General features: G+C 74.1%; 17 protein-coding genes. All 17 read right to left on the bottom strand.

The window, feature by feature from the left end; translation table 11 throughout:
- Nucleotides 1–6: 6 nt before the first annotated feature.
- Nucleotides 7–1,569 carry a hypothetical protein gene (locus D6B71_RS00755; protein ID WP_240640906.1) on the bottom strand — a complete coding sequence of 521 codons (1,563 nt, stop codon included), beginning with the start codon at nt 1,567–1,569 and terminating at the stop codon, nt 7–9.
- A gap of 144 nt (nt 1,570–1,713) precedes the next feature.
- Nucleotides 1,714–3,114, bottom strand: a complete 1,401-nt coding sequence (locus D6B71_RS00750) for a dihydrolipoyl dehydrogenase family protein (protein WP_121251825.1) — start codon at nt 3,112–3,114, stop codon at nt 1,714–1,716.
- A 24-nt stretch (nt 3,115–3,138) separates the two neighbouring features.
- Nucleotides 3,139–3,984, bottom strand: a complete 846-nt coding sequence (locus tag D6B71_RS00745; RefSeq protein WP_121251044.1) for a DUF1206 domain-containing protein — start codon at nt 3,982–3,984, stop codon at nt 3,139–3,141.
- A gap of 83 nt (nt 3,985–4,067) precedes the next feature.
- Nucleotides 4,068–4,472 (bottom strand): transcription antitermination factor NusB, encoded by a 405-nt coding sequence (nusB, locus tag D6B71_RS00740; RefSeq protein ID WP_121251041.1) that lies wholly within the window; start codon nt 4,470–4,472, stop codon nt 4,068–4,070.
- On the bottom strand, nt 4,472–5,035 hold the full coding sequence (efp, locus tag D6B71_RS00735; protein ID WP_121251039.1) for an elongation factor P: 564 nt from the start codon (nt 5,033–5,035) through the stop codon (nt 4,472–4,474). The genes nusB and efp overlap by 1 nt, the downstream gene beginning before the upstream one ends.
- A gap of 125 nt (nt 5,036–5,160) precedes the next feature.
- On the bottom strand, nt 5,161–5,970 hold the full coding sequence (locus D6B71_RS00730) for an SIMPL domain-containing protein (protein ID WP_121251037.1): 810 nt from the start codon (nt 5,968–5,970) through the stop codon (nt 5,161–5,163).
- 81 nt (nt 5,971–6,051) lie between these two features.
- Nucleotides 6,052–6,507: a type II 3-dehydroquinate dehydratase gene (locus D6B71_RS00725; protein WP_121251035.1), complete on the bottom strand. Its 456-nt coding sequence runs from the start codon at nt 6,505–6,507 to the stop codon at nt 6,052–6,054.
- A complete protein-coding gene (gene aroB / locus D6B71_RS00720) occupies nt 6,504–7,607 on the bottom strand; it encodes a 3-dehydroquinate synthase (protein ID WP_121251033.1) in 1,104 nt (367 codons plus the stop codon). The genes D6B71_RS00725 and aroB overlap by 4 nt, the downstream gene beginning before the upstream one ends.
- Nucleotides 7,604–8,158 carry a shikimate kinase gene (locus D6B71_RS00715; protein ID WP_240640905.1) on the bottom strand — a complete coding sequence of 185 codons (555 nt, stop codon included), beginning with the start codon at nt 8,156–8,158 and terminating at the stop codon, nt 7,604–7,606. The genes aroB and D6B71_RS00715 overlap by 4 nt, the downstream gene beginning before the upstream one ends.
- A complete protein-coding gene (gene aroC / locus D6B71_RS00710; RefSeq protein ID WP_121251032.1) occupies nt 8,155–9,333 on the bottom strand; it encodes a chorismate synthase in 1,179 nt (392 codons plus the stop codon). The genes D6B71_RS00715 and aroC overlap by 4 nt, the downstream gene beginning before the upstream one ends.
- A gap of 40 nt (nt 9,334–9,373) precedes the next feature.
- Nucleotides 9,374–10,132 (bottom strand): prepilin peptidase, encoded by a 759-nt coding sequence (locus D6B71_RS00705; RefSeq protein ID WP_121251030.1) that lies wholly within the window; start codon nt 10,130–10,132, stop codon nt 9,374–9,376.
- Between the two features lie 11 nt (nt 10,133–10,143).
- Complete coding sequence (locus tag D6B71_RS00700; RefSeq protein ID WP_121251028.1) at nt 10,144–10,944, bottom strand: shikimate dehydrogenase; 801 nt, start codon at nt 10,942–10,944, stop codon at nt 10,144–10,146.
- A gap of 46 nt (nt 10,945–10,990) precedes the next feature.
- A complete protein-coding gene (gene mltG, locus D6B71_RS00695; protein WP_121251026.1) occupies nt 10,991–12,202 on the bottom strand; it encodes an endolytic transglycosylase MltG in 1,212 nt (403 codons plus the stop codon).
- Nucleotides 12,199–12,708: a Holliday junction resolvase RuvX gene (ruvX, locus tag D6B71_RS00690; protein ID WP_121251024.1), complete on the bottom strand. Its 510-nt coding sequence runs from the start codon at nt 12,706–12,708 to the stop codon at nt 12,199–12,201. Before ruvX ends, mltG begins: the two co-directional genes overlap by 4 nt.
- A 17-nt stretch (nt 12,709–12,725) precedes the next feature.
- Nucleotides 12,726–15,401 (bottom strand): alanine--tRNA ligase, encoded by a 2,676-nt coding sequence (gene alaS / locus D6B71_RS00685; protein ID WP_121251022.1) that lies wholly within the window; start codon nt 15,399–15,401, stop codon nt 12,726–12,728.
- Nucleotides 15,401–15,730: a DUF6167 family protein gene (locus D6B71_RS23005; RefSeq protein WP_206051492.1), complete on the bottom strand. Its 330-nt coding sequence runs from the start codon at nt 15,728–15,730 to the stop codon at nt 15,401–15,403. Before D6B71_RS23005 ends, alaS begins: the two co-directional genes overlap by 1 nt.
- The gene (locus D6B71_RS00675; RefSeq protein ID WP_121251020.1) at nt 15,727–16,266 is read right to left on the bottom strand and encodes a hypothetical protein; all 540 of its coding nucleotides are present in this window, start codon (nt 16,264–16,266) and stop codon (nt 15,727–15,729) included. Before D6B71_RS00675 ends, D6B71_RS23005 begins: the two co-directional genes overlap by 4 nt.
- Between the last annotated feature and the right edge of the window lie 11 nt (nt 16,267–16,277).

The following is a 16,277-nucleotide window of genomic DNA, read 5'->3' as shown; positions in this document are numbered from 1 at the left end:
CTCAGCTCACAGCGCGGCGGCCATCCCGGCGCACGCCTTGAGCCACGACATGCGGGTGCCGTGGGAGAGCTGGGCGTAGGGAACGACCGACCCGGCGACCAGCGCGGGGTCGTAGGGCACCCGGTAGACACCCCGGGTGCGCTGCTCGTAGACCTCGGTGAGGTCGTGGGCGAGCTTGCCGTCGACCTGCGCGGAGGGGTCCGACAGCACGGTGACGGTCTTGTACTTCAGGTTCTGGTAGCCGGCGTCCTGGAGGGCGTCGAGCATCCACAGCCCGCTGTAGCCGGTGTCCTCACGGACGGTGCTGGTGACCACCAGCAGGTCGGCAGCCTCGGCGGCGGCCAGCCAGTTCTCGGCGCGCATGTTGTTGCCGGTGTCGATGAGGATCACCCGGTAGAAGCGCTCGAGCAGCTTGTGCACCGCACGGAAGTCGTCGGCGTGGATGATGCCGGTGACGTCGGGTCGCTCGTCGGAGGCGAGCACGTCGAAGTGGGCGTCGCCCTGGCTGCGCACGAACGCGCCGAGGTCGCCGATGCGCGACTGGTAGACGTCACTGAACCGCTCGAGGTCCTCCAGCAGCTCGCGGGTGGTGTTGCGGTGGGTGCTGCGGGCGCCGCGGATGCCGAGGGTGCCGCGGGTCTCGTTGTTGTCCCAGGCGACCACGCCGCCGCCGCGGACGGTGCCGAAGGTGTAGCCGGCGGTGAGCACACCGGTCGTCTTGGCCGCGCCGCCCTTGGGGTTGATGAACGCGATCGTGCGCGGGCCGTCGAAGTCGCGCTGGATCGTGCGACGGTCGTTCTCGTAGGCGAGCTCGGCCGGGCCCATCCGCGGCTTGACCAGACCACCGGTCCAGCGGCGCAGCGCACCGCGCCAGCCCCAGTTGGCGGGACCGAAGTCGGTCTCGTCGGCGCGCCGGTCGAGGAAGTCGGTGGCGGTCATGAACCGCTTGACCTCGGCCGGCGAGCCCTCGCCGGACGGCGCGGCGGGGGGCTGGCCCGGCATCGCGTGGTGGGCGGGTGCCGGCGGCAGCACCGGGCTGGTCGTCACCGGCGGACGCGCCGGAGGAGTGGGACCAGCCTGGGCGGGCTGGGCGGGCTGGGCGGTCGGGCCGACGGGCGGGCGCTCCGCCCAGGTGGGCGGGGCCGCGGGCGGCGGGGAGACAGGGCCCGCCGACCCACCCCACCCCGCGCCGGGCGGCGCCGCCGGTGGCGGGGAGGAGGGCAGTGGCAGCGACGGCCCCGAGGCGGCCGGTGCCTGTCGCGGGCTCGGCGGCGGTGCCGCGTGCGAGGCGCCGGGCGGGCCGGACGGCGGCGCGCCGGGCGGGGGCGCCGACGGCCGGTCGGCCGCGGCCGGCGCGCCCGAACCGGGCATGGGGTCGGTGAGCGGGTCGGTCAGCGGGTCGCGGACCGGAGCCGGGCGCAGCGGTGCGGCCGCTGACCTGGCCGGCGGGGCGGCCTCGGGGCGCTGGCCGGCGGCGTACGCGCCCAGCTCCTCCGGCGTGTAGAGCCGGTCACTGGTGTCGGACAGGTCGTGCTCGTGCCCGCGGTAGGGCTGCGGGGACTGCGTCATCCGGGAATCCTCACGTGCGCCGGGGTGGCCGCTCGCAACGCCGGCCAACGGTGCGCCGGCGACCCGAGCGGGGGTGCTCCCTCCTGTCTTCCCCGGACTCGGGGGTTTCACACCTCCGGCGGGACGCCGGCGTTGCGGCCCCGGTCACAGGCCGAGGTCGGCCAGCGCGGCCTCGATCGCGCGGTGGAAGGTCGGGTAGGCGAAGTGCATCGAGCGCAGGGTCGCGATCGGCAGCTCGGCGTGCACCGCGGTCGCGATCAGGCCGATGATCTCTCCGGCGGCCGGACCTACCACGGTGCCGCCCACCAGGACCGCGCGGTCGGCATCGGCGACCAGCTTCACCAGCCCGTCGTTGCCGGCCTGGTGGATCCACCCGCGGCTGGACTCGGGCAGCTGTGCGTGTCCGGTGACCACCGCCAGGCCGGCGTCGCGGGCCTGCCGCTCGGTGAGCCCGACGGCGGCCACCTCCGGGTCGGTGAACGTCACCCAGCTCAACGCCCGGTAGTCGGCGGCCGGGCCCTCCTCACCGAGCAGGTCGCGCACCGCCACCGCGGCCTGGTACATCGACACGTGGGTGAAGGCGCCATGGCCGGTGGCGTCGCCGACCGCCCACAACCGGTCTCCGGCGCGCATCCGGTCGTCGGTGGCGAGCCGGCCGTCGTCCGGGTCGAGACCCACCGACTCCAGTCCCAGCCCGCGCAGCTGGGGGGTGCGGCCGGCCGCGACCAGCAGCGCGTCGGCGCGCAGGGTGCGGTCGGCGAGCCGCACGGCGAAGCCTCCGTCGTGGTCGACGCGCTGCACGTCGGCGCCGGCGAGCACCTCGATGCCCTCGCGCTCGAACACCTCGGTCAGGACCGCGCTGGCCTCGGGCTCGGCCGGGCCGAGGATCCGCTCCGCCATCTCGACGACGCTGACCCGCACCCCGAACCGGGCCAGCGCCTGCGCCAGCTCCGCACCGATCGGCCCACCGCCGAGGACCACCAGACTCTCCGGCAGCTCGGTGAGCCGGGCCAGCTCCCGGTTGGTCCAGTACGGCGTGCCGGCCAGGCCGTCGATCGGCGGCACGGCGGGCGCGGTGCCGGGGTTGACCAGCACGCCCCGACGGGCGGTGAACCGGCTCTCCCCCGCGTCCAGCTCGACCGCCACCCGTCCGGCGCCGGTCAGCCGGCCGTGCCCGCGCACGATGTGGACACCGGCGGCCTCGAGCCGCTCCACGTGCGAGTGGTCGTCCCAGTGGTTGGTGGCCTGCCGGTCGATCCGCTCCGCCACCAGCGACCAGTCCGGCTTCACCTCGACGCGGCCGGCGAGGGTGACGGCCCGGCGGGCCTCGGCGAGCGCGTCGGCGGCCCGGATCATCATCTTCGAGGGGATGCATCCGTAGAACGGGCACTCGCCGCCGACCAGGGAGCGTTCGACCCCCACGACGTCGAGGCCGGCCTCGGCGAGCTTCTGCGCGGCGTACTCACCGCCGGGGCCCAGGCCGACGACGACGACGTCGACCTCGGTCTCGTCGGGGGCGGGCCGGCTGCTCTCGGGTGTCTGCACCGCCACAGCCTGCCGGACCTCTGGTCAGCGGGAAAGGTGGCGGGCCTGGGCGAAGGAGAACAGCCCGTAGCAGATGATGCCGAGGGCCATCGCGCCCAACAGCACCGAGCCGAACGGCTGCTCCAGCACCTCGTGCAAGGCCTGGTCGAGCCCCCCGGACTTCTTGGCGTCATGCGTGGCGGCCGCGTAGACGAACAGGCCGCCGACGATGCCGACCGCGACTCCCTTCGCCGCGTAGCCGACCTTGCCGAACCACACGTAGGCCGCACCGGTGTTGCCGCTGGACCCCTCCGCGGTGAGCTTCTCGCGGAACTTCTCGGTCCACGCGCGCCACACGTGGTGCAGGCCGTAGCCGATGACGGCCAGGCCGGCGGCTCCGACCAGCAGCTGGCCGCCCGGCCAGCCCATCACCGTGGCGGTCATCGAGTCGGTGCCGCCGCCCGAACCGCCCTTGCCCGAGCCACCGCCGCCGGAGGAGCCGGTGACGACCTGGAAGGCGCTCCACCCGATGACGCCGTAGATCACCGCCTTGACGGCAGAGGCGGCGCGCTTCAGGGTGCGACCGCTGCCGTCCTCGTCACGGTGCCCGACCGAGGCCTCGAGCAGCCGCCAGGCCACCAGGAACACCATGCCGACGACGACCAGCCAGACCAGCACCTCGCCGAACGGCTCCTGCACGAGCTGTTGCATCGCGCCGCTGCTGGACGCCGATCCGGACTGGTCGCCCAAAGCCAGCTGGAGGGCGATCCAGCCCACGATCAGGTGGACGAGCCCGTAGGCGACCAACCCCACCCTGATCGCGTGGTCCAGCCAGTCGCTTTCGTGTGCCTGGCTCCCGGCCTGCTCGGCGCGGTGCGTCATGACTCCCATGCCCGGGTGGATACCCACCGGGGACGCCGGTCACGCCGAGCGCCGGGCAAAACCCACGCCCCGCAGGCGAGCCGGGCGCTCCCTCAGAGCGCGGTCTTGTTGCGCAGGATGGTGCCGAGGACGCCGTTGACGAACGTCGGGGACTCGTCGGTGGACAGGTCGCGCACCAGCGCCATCGCCTCGCTGATCGCGACCGGGTCGGGCACGTCGTCGGCGTAGAGCAGCTCGAAGACGCCGAGCCGCAGCACGTTGCGGTCGACGGCGGGCATCCGCTCGAGCGTCCACCCCTCGGAGTGGGCGGCCAGCAGCTCGTCGATGCGCTGCTGGTGCTCGACCACGCCCCGCACCAGCGTCTCGGTGTAGTCGTTGGTGGGGCGCTCGCCCGCGGTGATGGCGGCGTCGAGCGCCTCGACGGCCGACTCGCCGCGGACGTCGGCGGCGAAGAGCACGTCGAGCGCGCGCTTGCGGGCCTTGGACCGGGCAGACATCAGGAGGTGACGCGCCCCAGGTAGGAGCCGTCGCGGGTGTCGACCTTGATCCGCTCGCCCTGGGTGATGAACAGCGGCACCGCGACGGTGGCGCCGGTCTCGACCGTGGCCGGCTTGGTGCCGCCGGTGGAGCGGTCTCCCTGCAGACCGGGCTCGGTGTAGGTGACCTCGAGCTCGACCGAGGCGGGCAGCTCGATGTAGAGCACGCGCCCGTCGTTGGTGGCCACGATCGCCTCCTGGTTCTCCAGCAGGTAGTTGCTCGCGTCGCCGACGATCTCGGGGGCGATCTCGAGCTGGTCGTAGGTGCCGGTGTCCATGAAGACGTAGGAGGTGCCGTCGTTGTAGAGGTACTGCATGGTGCGCTTGTCGACGTTGGCGACCTCGACCTTGACGTCGGCGTTGAAGGTCTTGTCGACGGTCTTGCCGGACTCGACGTTCTTCAGCTTCGAGCGCACGACCGCGCCGCCCTTGCCGGGCTTGTGGTGCTGGAACCAGATGACCTGCCAGAGCTGGCCGTCGAGGTTGAGCACCATGCCGTTCTTGAGGTCGTTGGTCGTTGCCATGCGCGCGAGCTACCTTGCCTTCGTCGACGAGTGGGAGGCCGCCCGCCGCAGCCGTCGGTCCGGGCGCGGGCAACAGCCGCCCAGTCTAGCCAGCAGTCGTCCTCGCCGACGAACCAGCACCCGCGTCAGTCGAGCGCCCACACCACCTCGACGGTGACACCGAGCTCCTCGCGACCGGCGCGGATCGGCAGCGCCCTGGCCGCGTCCATCGCCCCGTAGCTCATGTTCAGCTCCCGCACCACGTCGCGGGGACTCCGCCCGCCGGGGGCGATCTCACGCAGGGTGACGACCTCGCCGAGCTGCTGCCCGGACGCTGCGGCGTACTGCTCGGCCTTCGCGGTGGCCTCCTCGACCGCGGCCGTGCGGGCCTGCTCGAGCACCTCCTCGGGGTCGCCGACGCGCAGCCGCAGATCGCCGACCCGCACCTCGTTTCCTCCGGCGTCCACCGCCGCGCTGACCGCGGCCCCGCCGTCGCGCAGCTCGTCGACCAGCACCGTGGAGCGCTGGGTGACCCGGTAGCCGCGCAGCACCCGCGGGCCCGAGCTCGGGTAGTCGTACTCCGGTGTCATGGACAGACCGGCGGTCTGGACGTCGCGGCGCTCGACGCCGTGCTCGCCGAGGACGCCGAGGACCTTCTCGGCGGTGGCGCTGGTGCTGTCGAGCGCTGCGTCGAGGGAGGGCCGCAGCGCGGTGACGGTGAGGGTGAACTCGAGCTGGTCGGGCACCGCGGTCGCCTCGCCGGTGCCGCGCATCGTGAACACCCGCGGGGCACCGGTCTCCGACGTTGAGTTCTCGGGGGCCGCCTGAGCGGGGGCGCCGTCTCCCCCGGCGTCGCCGATCAGGTACGCCGTGGCGAGCGCGAGCACCGCTAACGCCGTCACCGCCACCCCCCTGATGCTCAGCGTGATCGTGCCGTCGTGCGCGGTGCCGGCCATGGCGTGCCTCTTCCCGTGTCGCTGCGTGGTGGCGATGGGACGGCACGCGGCCGACGGCGGTTCCGGGCGGTCTCGCGTCGCTCAGACGGTGAGACTGCCGCCGCCCGCCACCGCCTCCAGCGCCATCCGGTAGCCGTCCACCCCGTGCCCCGCGAACACGGCGGCCGCGTGGGGCGTGACCACGGAGGTGTGCCGGAACTCCTCGGGCCGCTTCGAGGGGTCGGACAGGTGCACCTCGACCAGCGGCGCCTCGAGCTGGGCGCAGGCGTCGAACAGCGCGTAGGAGTAGTGGGTCCAGGCACCGGCGTTGAGCACCACCGGCGTCGCCTCGTCGGCGGCGGTGTTGAGCCAGTCGAGCAGCTCGCCCTCGTGGTTGGTCTGCCGCACCTCGACCTCGAGCCCGAGGTCGCGGCCCCAGGCCACGCACCGCTCGGCCAGCTCGGCATGGGTGGTGGTGCCGTAGATCTCCGGCTGCCGGCGGCCCAGGCGCCCCAGGTTGGGGCCGTTCAGCACCAGGACGGGCCGGCCGGTGCTCACGCCCCGCCCCCGATCGCGGCGTACGCGGCGCGCAGGTCGTCGTCGGCGGGACCGGACAGCACCCGGGGGCGGCCGACGTCGGAGAGCACCACGAACCGCAGCTGCGAGCCGCGCGCCTTCTTGTCGACGCGCATGCCGACGAGCAGCTCCTCGAAGGGGGTCCGGTCGTAGCTGGTGGGCAGCCCGACCCGGCCGAACGCGGCCCGGTGCCGGTCGACGAGGGCCGCGTCGATCAGCCCCGCCCGCCGGGCCAGCTCGGCGACGAAGACGCAGCCGATGGCGACGGCTTCGCCGTGCCGGATCGTGTAGTCCTCGGCGCGCTCGATGGCGTGCGCGAGCGTGTGCCCGTAGTTGAGCGCCTCGCGGCCGGGGTGCCCGTCGCGGCCACCGGTCTCGCGGAGGTCGTCGACGACGACGTCGATCTTGACCCGGATCGCCCGCTCGACCAGCTCGCGCAGCACCGGCGAGGCGGGCGCCAGGTCGTCGTCGCCGGCGGCCTCGACCAGCCGCAGGATCTCGGGGTCGGCGATGAAGCCGCACTTGACGACCTCGCCCAGGCCGGCGACCAGCTCTTCGCGGGGCAGCGTCTCGAGCAGCCGCAGGTCACAGAGCACACCGGCGGGCTCGTGGAAGGAGCCGACCAGGTTCTTGCCGGCACCGGTGTTGATGCCGGTCTTGCCGCCGACCGCGGCGTCGACCATCCCCAACAGGGTGGTCGGCACGTGCACGACCCGGACACCGCGCAGCCAGGTGGCGGCGACGAAGCCGCCCAGGTCGGTGGTCGCGCCGCCGCCGACGGTGACCACCGCGTCGGAGCGGGTGAAGCCGGCCCGGCCCAGCGACTCCCAGCAGGCGGCGGCCACCTCCGCGGTCTTCGTCCGCTCCCCGTCGGGCAACGGCAGGTGCAGCAGCTCGTAGCCGTGCAGGGCCTCGATCACCGGCCGGGCCAGCTGTTCGAGCCCCGCGGGCCGGAGCACCGCGACCCGCTGGACCGAGTCGCCCAGCACGGCGGGCAGCCGGGTGGCCAGGTCGTGTCCGACGACGACGTCGTACGGCGACGCGCCGCCGACGTGCAGCACGGTCGGCTCGGGCGAGCTCATCGAGAGGCCTCCGTTCCCAGGGCTCGGGCGATCTCGTCGGCGACCTGCTGCGGGGTGCGCTGGTCGGTGTCGACGGTGAGGGTGGCCACCGACTCGTAGATCGGGGTGCGCTCGTCGAGCAGCGCCTTCATGCGGCCCCGCACGTTGCCGAGCAGCATCGGCCGCGACGTGCCGAGACCGACCCGCTTGGCGGCCTCGGCGAGCCCGACGCGCAGGAAGACCACGGTGTGGCCGGCGAGCAGCTCGCGGGTGACCGGGTCGAGCACCGCGCCGCCCCCGAGCGAGAGCACTCCGGTGTGCTCCGCGAGCGCGGCCGCGACCGCGGCGCGCTCGCGCTCGCGGAAGTAGGGCTCGCCCGAGTCGACGAAGATCTCGGAGATCTCGCGCCCCTCGGCGGCCTCGACGTCAGCGTCGGTGTCGCGGGCGGCGACGCCCCAGGTCTGGGCCAGCAGCTGCGCGACGGTGCTCTTGCCGGCGCCCATGGCGCCGACCAGGACGACGCGCGGCCGGCTGCCCGCAGCCTCGTGGCCGGTCTCCGGCGGCTCGCTCATCGGTAGCGCAGCGTGTCGAGGTAGGACTGGGCGTTGCGGCGGGTCTCGGTGACCGAGTCGCCGCCGAACTTCTCCAGCACCGCGTCGGCCAGCACCAGCGCCACCATCGCCTCGGCGACGATGCCGGCGGCCGGCACCGCGCAGACGTCGGAGCGCTGGTGGTGGGCGACGGTCGGCTCGCCGGTGGCCACGTCGACGGTGCGCAGTGCCTTCGGCACGGTGGCGATCGGCTTCATCGCCGCCCGCACCCGCAGCGTCTCGCCGGTGGTCATGCCGCCCTCGGTGCCGCCGGAGCGGCCCGACGTGCGCCGCAGCCCCTCGGCGGAGGAGACGATCTCGTCGTGGGCCTGGGAGCCGGGGGTGGCCGCGAGCTCGAAGCCGTCGCCGACCTCGACCCCCTTGATCGCCTGGATGCCCATCAGCGCGCCGGCCAGGCGGGCGTCGAGGCGGCGGTCCCAGTGCACGTGGGAGCCCAGGCCCGGCGGCAGGCCGTGGACGACGACCTCGATGACGCCGCCGAGGGTGTCGCCGTCCTTGTGGGCGGCGTCGATCCGCGCCACCATCGCCGCACTGGCGTCGGCGTCGAGGCAGCGCACCGGGTCCGCGTCGAGCCGGGCGACGTCGTCGGGCAGCGGCACCAGCCCGGCGGGAGCCGGAACGCCGCCGAGCTCGACGACGTGGGAGACGATGCGGGCGTCGACGGCCTGCTCGAGGAAGTTCGAGGCGACCCTGCCGAGCGCGACCCGGGCCGCGGTCTCGCGGGCCGAGGCCCGCTCGAGCACCGGCCGGGCCTCGTCGAAGGCGTACTTCTGCATGCCGGCGAGGTCGGCGTGGCCGGGCCGCGGCCGGGTGAGCGGGGCGTTGCGGGCCAGGGCCTCGAGCTCGACGGGGTCGACCGGGTCGGCCGACATCACCTTCTCCCACTTGGGCCACTCGGTGTTGCCGACCTGGACCGCGACCGGGCCGCCCTGGGTGCGGCCGTGCCGCACGCCTCCGACGATCGTGACCTCGTCGGCCTCGAACTTCATCCGGGCGCCGCGGCCGTAGCCGAGCCGGCGGCGGGCCAGCGACTCGGAGATGTCGTCGGTGGTCACCGCCACGTGGGCGGGGAGACCTTCGAGGATCGCGACCAGGGACGGGCCGTGGGACTCGCCCGCGGTGAGCCAACGCAGCATGCGGTCAGTCTTTCACGAGCCGATCGCGAGTCCTCGCGGGTCAGCCGCCCACGAGACCGGCGAGCACCGGCTCACCCCACAGCACGCCGACCAGCGCGCCGACCAGCATGAACGGCCCGAAGGGGAACGCCCGCCGCTCCACGATCCGCAGCAGCGACAGCAGCCCGCCCCCGAGTCCGCCGAGCAGGAACCCGGCGTAGACGCCCACCAGCAGCGGCCCCCAGCCCAGCGAGCCGAGCGCGATGCCGAGCACACCGGCTAGCCGCACGTCGCCGTAGCCGAGGCCACGCGGGTGCACGAACCAGAGCAGGAAGAACAGGCCTCCGGCGACCAGCCAGCCCCAGAAGGCCCGCACCACGTCGTCGCCGTCGCGGCCGGCGGCGCCCGCGACGAGCACGGCCAGGATCGTCAGCAGGTACGTCGGGGCGATCACCCTGGTCGGCAGCAGCCGGGTGCGCCAGTCGACCACCGCCAGGGCCACCGAGACCGGCACCAGCGGCAGCACGACCAGCAGCGCCCAGTCGGGGCCGAGCGCGCCGCCGAGCAGCCCGCCCGCCGCCGCGCCGGCCGCCGCGGAGCGCCAGCGCAGTCCGGGGAGCGCGGCGATGGCGGCGTACGGCTCCTTCGCGGCGGGTGGCTCGGCCGCGGCCTCGGGCGGGGTGCCGGTGCCCGGGTCGAGCTCGTCGACGGGCACCGGCGACGGCTCGGGGATCCGGGCGATCAGCGCCGGCACCAGCAGCCCGGCCCCACCACAGGCCAGCGCGGCGAGCAGCGCGGTCAGGGGGTGCACCGCGTCCATCGGTCCGCCGCTCAGCCGCGCGCGGCCAGGGCCGCCTCGCCGGCGGCCCGCATCTGCTCGAGCGGGGCCGGGAGGCCGGTGAACATCTCGAACTGGAGGGCGGCCTGGTGCACCAGCAGGTCCAGTCCGCCGACCAGCACGCCGGCGGCGGCGGTCGCCATCGGCGTCGGCCACGGGTGGTAGAGCACCTCGAAGACCACCGGCAGCCCGGCACAGCGCGCGACCAGTCCCGGGTGCTGCACCTGGGCCGGGATGGTCGAGACGACCACCTCGCCGACGGCCCGGGCGCTGCCGAGGTCCTCGACGCGGACCTCCGGGCTCGAGGGGTGCCGGCGGATCGCCTCGACGGTCTCGCTCGCCCGCTCGGGCGAGCGCACCAGCAGGTGCACGACCGCGGCCCCCAGGTCGCACAGCGCGAGCGCAGTGGAGGCGGCGGTGGCCCCACCCCCGAGCACGGTGACCTCGTCGACCGGGCCCTCGTAGCGCTCCCGCACCGCGGCCGCCGCACCCGGGAGGTCGGTGTTGTCGGCGTGCACCTGCCCGTCGACCAGCACGACGGTGTTCGCGGCGTCGGCGAGCCGGGCCCGCGCGGAGACCTCGGTGGCCAGCGGCAGCGCCTCCCGCTTGAGCGGCATCGTCAGCGACAGCCCCCGCCAGGTGCCGTCGAGTCCGTCGAGGAACCCGGCGAGCCCGCCCTGGGAGACCTGGAACGCGTCGTAGGTCCAGTCCAGCCCGGTGGCGGCGTAGCCGGCGCGGTGCAGCACCGGGGACAGCGAGTGGGCGATCGGGTCACCCAGCACGGCGCACTTCACGGTGGTCCTTCCTCGATGCCGGGACCGCGCCCGGTGCGCTGCCCGCTCAGCAGGCGTCGGAGGTCTGGCAGTACTCGCCGAGCTCGGCCTTGAACTGCAGGAACTCGTCGTAGTCGGCGGTGAACTTGGTCTCGCCGGTCGCCAGGTTCACCGTGACGTAGTAGAGCCAGTCGCCCTCCGCTGGGTTCAGGGCGGCCGCGATGGCCTCGTCGCCGGGCGCCTCGATCGGCCCCGGTGGCAGCCCCGGGTGGAGGCGGGTGTTGTAGGGCGAGTCGACCGCGAGATCCTCCTCGCTGATCGCCACCCCCAGGTTGCGGCCCAGCGCGTAGTTCACGGTCGCGTCGATCTCGAGCTTGCCGTTGGTCTGACCGTTGTCGGGGTTCTCGAGCCGGTTGTAGATCACCGTCGCGATCTTCGGCATCGCGTCGCCGCGACCTTCGGCCTCGACCAGGCTGGCGATCGTCATCAGCTCGTGCGGCGTGTAGCCCAGGTCGGCGGCCGCGCCCTCCAGGTCGTTCTGCTCCGCCGACTGGCGCCAGCGGTCGACCATCGCCTTCAGCATGTCGGCGGGCTTGTCCTTGGGCCCGAAGCCGTACGTCGCGGGGAACAGGTAGCCCTCCGCCTCGCCGCCGGCGTAGTCGGGCAGCCCGAGCCGCTGCGGCGCGTTGAGCACCCGCTCGAACTGCTCGGCGGAGAACTTGGTCTTGTCGGCCAGGATCTCGACGATGTCGACGACGCGCAGCCCCTCGGGGATCGTGACCGGGTTGCTGACGATGTTGCCCGGGTCGACCAGCACGTCGAGCGCGGCGGCGGCGGACATCTCCTTCTTCATCCGGTAGTAGCCGACCTGGATGCCCGTGGAGTCGGGGTCGCCGGCGGCCGCGTCGGTGAACGCCTCCGCCGAGGCGACGACGCCCGCGTCCACGAGGTTGCCGCCGATCTCGCCGACGCTGTCGCCCTCCTCGACCTCGAACATCACCCGGCCGCTGCCGGGACCGGGGTAGTCCTCCGGCTCGCCGAACCGGTCGTCGATCCAGGCCTTGCCCTTGGACACGCCGTACCAGAGCCCGCCGAGGACGAGAGCCAGCGCGACCAGCACCGCCAGGCAACCGGGCAGCCGGCTGCGCTCCTTGCGGCGCCGGCCGCCGGGGTGGACGGCGCCCGGGGCGGCAGGGTCGTCGTGCTCGAGCCCCGGGACGTGCTCGACGTCGGAGCCGTCGTCGGTGCGCAGCTGCTCGTCACCGTGCTGCTCAGTCATGCGGTCTCCTCCGGATCCGGGCCGCCCGCGATGCCGCTCTCGTGGTCACCGTCGAGCCCACCAACGAGCTCACCGGGAGCACGACCTGTCGCGCGCTCGGTGTCGAGGGCGTGCTGCAGGATCAGCACCGCCGCGGCCTGGTCGACCACGGCCCGTCGCCTGCCGCCCTTGCGGCCCTGGTCGCGCAGCATAGCCTCCGCCGACACGGTGGTGAGTCTCTCGTCGACGAGCCGCACCGGGACCGGTGCGACGCGACGGGCGAGACGCGCGGTGAACGCGCGGACCTTGTCCGCCGCCGGGCCCTCCCGACCCGACAGCGAGCGCGGCAGCCCGACGACGACCTCGACCGCCTCCTCGTCGGCGACGATCGCGCTGATCCGGGCGATGTCTCCCCCACCGCGCCGCACGGTCTCGACCGGCGTCGCGAGGAAGCCGGAGGGGTCGCTGCGCGCGACCCCGATCCGGGCGTCGCCGGGGTCGATGCCGACGCGGACGCCGAACCGCATGGTGTCGTCCCGGCCGCTCAGGACGCGCCGGCAGCGCGGGCGATCTCGGCGCCGGCGGCTGCCAGGGCCGCGTCGATGCCCGAGGGGTCGGTGCCGCCGCCCTGGGCGACGTCGTCCTTGCCGCCGCCCTTGCCGCCGAGCAGGGGGCCGGCGGCACGGACCAGCGCGTTGGCGCTCAGCCCGCGCGCGCGGGCCTCGTCGTTGGTGGCGGCGACGACCGAGACCTTGCCCTCGGCCTGGCCGATCACCACGACCACGCCGGGTGCGGCGGCAGGCAGCCGCCCGCGGATGTCGAGCGCGAGCGTCCGGACGTCGCCGGCCCCCGCACCGTCGACGCGGTGGGCGACCACCTTCACCCCCGCCACGTCGGCCGCCCCGGCGGCGAGCTCGCCGCCGGCCGCGAGGAGCTGGCCGAGCCGCACCTTCTCGATCTCCTTCTCGGCGGTCCGCAGCCGCTCCACGATGTCGTGCACCCGCTCGGGCAGCTGCTCCGGGCGCACCTTGAGCACCTCCGAGAGCTGGGCGACCAGGACGTGCTCGCGGGCCAGGAACCGGTAGGCGTCGCCGCCGACGAGCGCCTCGACGCGGCGCACGCCGGAGCCGATCGAGGACTCGCCCATCAGCTTGACCACCCCGAGCTGGCCGGACCGGTGGGCGTGGGTGCCGCCGCAGAGCTCACGGGCCCAGTCGCCCACCGAGACCACGCGGACCTGGTCGCCGTACTTCTCGCCGAACAGCGCCATCGCGCCGGAGGCCACGGCCTCCTTCTGGGTCATCACCTCGGCGTGCACGGCGAGGTCGGCCAGGACGAGGTCGTTGACCCGCTCCTCGACGTCGACCATCACCGACGCCGGCACCGAGCCGGTCGCGGAGAAGTCGAACCGGAAGCGACCCGGCGCGTTCTCCGACCCCGCCTGGGTCGCGGTCTCGCCGAGCGCCTCCCGGAACGCCTTGTGCACCATGTGGGTCGCGGTGTGGGAGCGGGAGATCGAGCGGCGCCGCTCGACGTCGACCCGGGCCTGTGCCGCAGCCCCGGGGGTGACCTCCCCGGAGAGCACCAGCGCCTTGTGCACGACCAGGCCGGTGATCGGCGACTGCACGTCGCGCACCTGCAGCAGGGCCCCGTTCTCGAGCTCGATGACGCCCTGGTCGGCGAGCTGTCCACCGCCCTCGGCGTAGAACGGCGTGCGGTCGAGGACCAGCTCGACCTCGTCGCCCTCGCGTGCCGCGGTCACGACGCCGCCGGCGGCGACCAGCCCGCGAACGGTGCCCTCGCTGACCACGTCGGTGTAGCCGGTGAACTCGACCGCCCGGCCGATGCTGTCGGCGACCTCGCGGTAGGCGTGGGCGTCGCGGTGCGCGCCCTTCTTCGCCTTGGCGTCGGCCTTCGCCCGCTCGCGCTGCTCGGTCATCAGCCGGCGGAAGCCGTCCTCGTCGACGGAGAGGCCCTGCTCGGCGGCCATCTCGAGGGTCAGGTCGATCGGGAACCCGTAGGTGTCGTGCAGCGCGAACGCCTTGTCGCCGGAGAGCTGGCGGCCGCCGGACTGCTTCACCGCGGCGGTGGCGGTGTCGAAGATCGCGGTGCCGGCCCGCAGGGTCTGCCGGAAGGCGTCCTCCTCGGCGAACGCCACCGAGGAGATGCGGTCCCAGTCGCGGTGCAGGTCGGAGTAGGTCTCCCCCATCTTGTCGCGGCTGACCGGCAGCAGCTCGGGCAGCGCGCGGTCCTCGTAGCCGAGCAGCCGCACCGACCGGACGGCGCGGCGCAGCAGCCGGCGCAGCACGTAGCCGCGCGCCTCGTTGCCCGGAGCCACGCCGTCGGCGATCAGCATCATCGAGCTGCGGATGTGGTCGGCGACGACGCGGAAGCGGACGTCGTCCTCGGGGTTGGCGCCGTAGCGGCGGCCGGTGAGCTCCTGGGTGCGCTCGATCACCGGGAACATGACGTCGATCTCGTACATGTTGTCGACGCCCTGCATCATGAACGCGACCCGCTCGAGGCCCATGCCGGTGTCGATGTTCTTCTTCGGCAGGGAGCCGGCGATGTCGAAGTCCTCCTTGGACCGCACCGACGAGAGCTCGTCCTGCATGAAGACCAGGTTCCAGAACTCCAGGTAGCGGTCCTCGGCGGAGAAGTCGCCGTCGGGGCCGTAGGCCGGGCCCCGGTCGATGAGGATCTCCGAGCACGGCCCGCCGGGACCGGGCACGCCCATCGACCAGTAGTTCTCCTTGGGGCCGAGCCGGATGATCCGCTCGTCGGGCAGCCCGGTGACCTTGCGCCACAGGGCGAGGGCCTCGTCGTCGCCGTCGAGGATCGAGGGGTAGAGCAGGCTCTCCGCGAAGCCGAAGCCGCCGTCGGCGACCGGGCGGGTGACCAGCTCCCAGGCGAGCTCGATCGCCCCCTCCTTGAAGTAGTCGCCGAAGGAGAAGTTGCCGCACATCTCGAAGAAGGTGCCGTGCCGGGTGGTCTTGCCGACGTCCTCGATGTCGGGCGTGCGCACGCACTTCTGCACGCTCGTCGCCCGTCGGTACGGCGGCGTCTCCTGGCCGAGGAAGTAGGGCTTGAACGGCACCATGCCGGCGTTGACGAACAGCAGGTTCGGGTCGTCGAGCAGCAGCGAGGCCGACGGCACCGGGGTGTGGCCGTTGCGCTCGAAGTGAGCGACGAACCTCCGGCGGATCTCGGCGGTGTCCATCAGTTGCTGCCTTCCTCTCGGGCGGGGACCGCGGCGCGGCCCTCGGGTCCGGCGTCGGCGCGGTGCCGGCCGGTCGGGATGCTGGGGTGGGTGGGCGCCGCCAGGTGGGGGGTGGTGTCGGCGACGAGGCCGAGCCGTGCCCGCAACTGGTCCTCGCTGTCGGCCTTGCCTTGAGCCACCTCGTCGCGGAAGAGCCGGGCGCCCAGGGCCAGCGCATGGGCCCGGTCGCGGAGCCCGTCGGCGGTGAGCGCCTCGGCGGCGCGGCGGCCACGCACCATCGCGTAGACCCCCGCTCCGGCCCCGGCGACGAACCAGAGGCCGCGGCTCACGACGCGGCCCTCGCCGTGGCGTCGGTCGGCTCGTCACCCAGCGCCGCGCGGTCACGGGCAGCCAGCAGGCGGCGCGCCGCCCGCAGCTCGGCCCGGCGCTGGCGCCGCGAGCGCTTGACCTCCTGACGCATCTGGAACCGGATGCGGTGCCGGGTCTCCGGCGACAGCGCGCGGCGCAGCCCCTGGGCCAGCGACGCGGCCTGGACGACGGACTCGCGCAGCACCAGGTCGGCGAAGAGGGGTGCGGGCAGGGCCGGGGCCTGCTCCTCCGGCTCCGGCACCGCCCCGCGACCGATGTCGGTGATGACGAACTCCGGGGCGGGTGCGGCCGTGGTCTGCTCCGCGGCGTCCAGGCGCCGGGCGATCGCCTCGACCTGCGCGCGCAGCGCGGCGTTCTCGGCCGCGACCGTCGCGAGCGCCGCGCGCCCGCGGCGGCGGGCAGCGGCGGACAGACCGGCCAGGACGCCGACGAGGAGGAGCACCACGCCGAGCACGGCGAACACCCCCCACGCGGGCACGGTCCAGTCCTGGGTCATGGTGCCCGACC

Origin of the sequence: Nocardioides ferulae (genome assembly GCF_003660455.1) — a bacterium.
Classification (GTDB): Bacteria; Actinomycetota; Actinomycetes; order Propionibacteriales; family Nocardioidaceae; genus Nocardioides; species Nocardioides ferulae.
The sequence above is the reverse complement of the archived record's forward strand: the minus strand, read 5'-3'. Positions and strand labels throughout refer to the sequence as shown.

Coding starts and splice junctions, on each gene's coding strand:
- D6B71_RS00755 (WP_240640906.1), bottom strand. CDS start 1,569: ATGACGCAGTCCCCGCAGCCCTACCGCGGGCACGAGCACGACCTGTCC.
- D6B71_RS00745 (WP_121251044.1), bottom strand. CDS start 3,984: ATGGGAGTCATGACGCACCGCGCCGAGCAGGCCGGGAGCCAGGCACAC.
- nusB (WP_121251041.1), bottom strand. CDS start 4,472: ATGTCTGCCCGGTCCAAGGCCCGCAAGCGCGCGCTCGACGTGCTCTTC.
- efp (WP_121251039.1), bottom strand. CDS start 5,035: ATGGCAACGACCAACGACCTCAAGAACGGCATGGTGCTCAACCTCGAC.
- D6B71_RS00730 (WP_121251037.1), bottom strand. CDS start 5,970: ATGGCCGGCACCGCGCACGACGGCACGATCACGCTGAGCATCAGGGGG.
- aroB (WP_121251033.1), bottom strand. CDS start 7,607: ATGAGCTCGCCCGAGCCGACCGTGCTGCACGTCGGCGGCGCGTCGCCG.
- D6B71_RS00715 (WP_240640905.1), bottom strand. CDS start 8,158: ATGAGCGAGCCGCCGGAGACCGGCCACGAGGCTGCGGGCAGCCGGCCG.
- aroC (WP_121251032.1), bottom strand. CDS start 9,333: ATGCTGCGTTGGCTCACCGCGGGCGAGTCCCACGGCCCGTCCCTGGTC.
- D6B71_RS00705 (WP_121251030.1), bottom strand. CDS start 10,132: ATGGACGCGGTGCACCCCCTGACCGCGCTGCTCGCCGCGCTGGCCTGT.
- mltG (WP_121251026.1), bottom strand. CDS start 12,202: ATGACTGAGCAGCACGGTGACGAGCAGCTGCGCACCGACGACGGCTCC.
- ruvX (WP_121251024.1), bottom strand. CDS start 12,708: ATGCGGTTCGGCGTCCGCGTCGGCATCGACCCCGGCGACGCCCGGATC.
- alaS (WP_121251022.1), bottom strand. CDS start 15,401: ATGGACACCGCCGAGATCCGCCGGAGGTTCGTCGCTCACTTCGAGCGC.
- D6B71_RS00675 (WP_121251020.1), bottom strand. CDS start 16,266: ATGACCCAGGACTGGACCGTGCCCGCGTGGGGGGTGTTCGCCGTGCTC.